Origin of the sequence: Campylobacter concisus (assembly GCF_902460705.1) — a bacterium.
Lineage (GTDB): Bacteria > Campylobacterota > Campylobacteria > Campylobacterales > Campylobacteraceae > Campylobacter_A > Campylobacter_A concisus_Z.
Genome location: NZ_CABPUP010000010.1, coordinates 1 through 3,262 on the forward strand (window position 1 = coordinate 1; position 3,262 = coordinate 3,262).

1 protein-coding gene is annotated in these 3,262 nt (G+C 38.0%); it reads left to right on the forward strand.

Annotation, left to right across the window (positions count from 1 at the left end):
* The coding region (locus tag F3G75_RS09360) for a hypothetical protein (RefSeq protein WP_188115417.1) at window positions 1-3,262 on the forward strand (3,262 nt) is incomplete at both ends.

A 3,262-nucleotide genomic window follows, 5' to 3' on the forward strand; every position in this document is an offset into this window, starting at 1 on the left:
GATCTTAATGCTCTAGAAGAAACTGCAGCAGGTGGTCCACAAGCAGGTGGTAATGGTGGAGATGGCGTAAGCTTATCTTCTACTAGCTTTGCAGAAGGAGGCCACATTAGTAACATCAATGCTAATGTAGGAAGCATAGATGCTTTATCTCTAGCAGCAGGTGGAGATAATAGCTTTGGTGTAAGTGGAGGAAGTGCTATTGGGGCTGGAGCTGGAGCTGAAGCAACAGGACCTGCTTTACCAGCAGGAAGTATAAAAATTCCATTGTCTGCGTATCTAAACGAAAATATAAACGACGGATTCGTTTTTCATATGCGAAGTCTAGTACATGATATGTCTTATGCCGGATCTACTTTGAATGGATATAGTATAGTTAGATGGATAGACGGTAGAGATTATCTAGTTCCTAACGCTGGAGTAAATACATTTACCTTTCAAGACGGCTGGTTTAAAAGTAATGACGGCAAGCTAGCCATAGGTCAAGATAATGCTAAAGACTTAGTGCTAACAAGTAGTGCTAATTCGGCAAATCATACTGGAGATGTGGCCAAAATAGTAAATCCTTCAAGTGATCTTAGCGTATTTGGCGGAGATAATGGAAGCAAGATTACTTCAGATGGTGCTAATATAGATACTAAAATTTATAGCAGTGTAAAGGGTGACGAGATCAATATAACTTCTGACGTAACAGGTACTGGCACTTATGAAATAGATCCGTTTACTCACGAATACATAGGCGGTCAATCTTATATAAGTACTGGTTCAAGTTCAGACAACTTAAATATAGCTCCTGGTGTCACTTTAACTAATACCATAATAAATATGGGTGCTGGAAGCGAAACCGTAAATTTAAAAGGAACCGCTACGGATAAGATTAATTTTAAGGGATCTATCTTGATGACCGGCGCCGATAATGATGTAATAAATATCGAAAACGCTTCGTTTGACGTAACCGATGAGAGGGCTAGTGTGATAGACGGCGGAAGCGGTAATGATACTATAAACGTAAATTCCGGAGCCGAGTTAAAACAAGGTACTAGAATCAGAGGCGGAAGCGGCAATGATACTATAAATGTAAATTCCGGAGCTAATATTCACGGTACCCGATCTGAAGGAGCTATTATACATATGGGTAAGTCTGCTAGTCCTTTAGATAAAGGAGAACAAGGTAATACTTCTGAGCTAAATGTGAAAAACGGAGCATTTATGTCTAATGCTAAAATAGAAGTGGTAGCCAAAGAAAATACGATAAATTTTGAAAAAGGAGCTACTACTACTGGTGTTAACATCATAGCGGAAGACGCTGGTACAAAAAGTACGATCAATATTAAGACCGATCTAAAAAAATCGGTGGAAGGTAGGAGATCTAGTATTAGCACCGGAGCTGGAGACGACATCGTAAATGTGAGTGATAAAGCTGAGCTAACCAGAGTCGAAATGAAATTAGGAGAAGGCCTAAATAAAGTAACTATAAACGATGCTACTATGAAAGGTGGTAGTATAGAAAACGGTAATGGCGGTAACGAAATAACATTAACCAATAATACGGTATTTAATGAAGCTTATATAAGCACTGGAGATGGTAAAGATATCATAAATATAAACAACGGTTCAAAATTCGGAGGACTAGGTTCTGGTATAAGTACTAATGCTGGTAAAGACGAGATAAATATAAATAACTCTACAGTAGAAGGCGTAGATGAATACGATACCGTAGAAGTAAATACTGGTGATGATGTCGATATGATAACTATCAAAGACTCTAATATAAAATATACCGATATTAATACCGGAAACGGTGATGATGTCATTCAAGTATTTGATGGATCATCTTTAAATTCTACAAAAATAGAAACCGGAGAAGGCAATGATATAGTTACGTTTGAGCATCATAGTGAGAATTATGATTCAGATCCGACTCAGCCTTATTCAAAGCCTATAGCTACTAAAACCGAGATAAATACGGGCAACGGCCGAGATACTGTACTACTAAGCGGTCTAGGCAATAGCGGTAACTATGCAAATAGAGTAGTATCAGATTTTGACGATGTAAAGATAAATATGGGTGACGGCGATCATAAGCACGTACAGATACACAAAGCTAAAGTCGAGAAGACTACGATAACTACCGGTAGCAAAGACGATTTGGTGCAAATACAAAGTGACTCTTTAATGGAAGGTGAAAATAATATATATACTGGTGCTGGTAAAGACGACGTAGAAATTAGGGATTCTAAACTTAATGGTACTGCTAGCGCAAAAACAGCTATAAATACCGGTGAGGATAAAGATCACGTGGTGATTAACAATTCTACTTTAACGCATGCGGTAGTTGATGCGGATAAAGGCGACGATGATGTTGATATCGAAGAAGGAACAACATTTAACTATAGCACTATAAATACTTCAGAAGGTAACGATACTATAACTATTAACCGCGACCCTAGCGATGCTCGCATAACCTTTCAGAGCTCTGCTTTAAATACTGGAGATGGCAACGATACGGTAGAAGTTACAAATACTACGTTCTTAAAACTTGCCGGTGGTAACCCATCTGCTATAGATACTGGTAATGGTGACGACACAATCACTATAAATGGTGGCACTATATTCCAAGATTTCTCTTATATAGCTGCTGGAAATGGTGTAGATACTATAACTCTAGAAAGTGGAGCTAAATTTAATCAAGCTAATGTATATGCAGATGCTGGCGACGATATAATAAATGTTAACGGAGCAGAATTTAAAGGCGAAAATGCATATAACCATAATGCCGGCGTACATGGTGGAGCAGGAAATGATACAATTTTTGTCAACTCTGGAAAATTTGATAATGCTAAAGTAGAGGGTGATGCTGGTAATGATACGATCCATATCAAATCTGGAGCTAGATTTGAAAATGCTTCTATATATGGCGATAGCATAGATGGTCTAACGACCGGTAACGATACTATCATAGTTGAAAAAGGCGCAACGCTGATTAATACAACTATCGACGGCGGAGCTGGATTTGATACATTAAAAGTTGCTGACAATAGCATAGACTTTAGTCATGTTAAAAATATCGAAAAACTAGATATGACTAATGGAGAAAAGACAACCTTAACTCTTACAGCTAGCAATGTTCAAGATATATTACGTGATAGTAGCGAGAATAAGCTAAAAATAGATGGTGATAGCAACGATGAGCTTACTCTTGGAAGTAGCTGGACTAAAGGTGCTAGTTCTGGTGGTTATACTACTTATACTAGTGGTACAACTA